A 502-nucleotide genomic window follows, 5' to 3' on the forward strand; every position below is an offset into this window, starting at 1 on the left:
GGTATGTTAATAAATACACCTGAAGCAGTGGTCATCTGACCATCACTCGTTGACCAGTCGGTGTCTTCTTTCTGAAAAGAGATGAAAAAGTCGTTGGTGTAATCAACATTACCTGTTGTAGAGTTTCTCTGCCCAACATCAAGAGTCTTATAGTCTGCAAGGTCATAACAGTAAAAACCCGAATTACAATCCGTTGCACCTCCACTTTGATCATTACCTACACCAAAATACTTAGCACGAGTATTATCGACATCGCCACTTAAGTTAAGCATCGATGCTTGGTAATCATCGCCAAAGAAATCAGTAATCGTAGCGCCAACGTTACCAGAAATACTATCAAAGTCACCGCTAAGCTGACCACGAGCTTCACCAAAGCCCAAACGAAAGCCTACAAGCTCATCGGTAGCGTCTTTGGCAATTTCGAAATACGGATCATTTACTTCAAAAGGAATAATATCGTTTACCGCGTAAGTTTGCCCATCTAGCTGAACTTGAGCGGCAT

1 pseudogene is annotated in these 502 nt (G+C 42.0%); it reads right to left on the reverse strand.

The annotated features are described in order from the left end of the window. Window positions 1–502 (reverse strand): annotated as a pseudogene (locus A3757_RS26255) (hypothetical protein); the annotation flags it as partial.

Source organism: Oleiphilus sp. HI0117 (genome assembly GCF_001635235.1).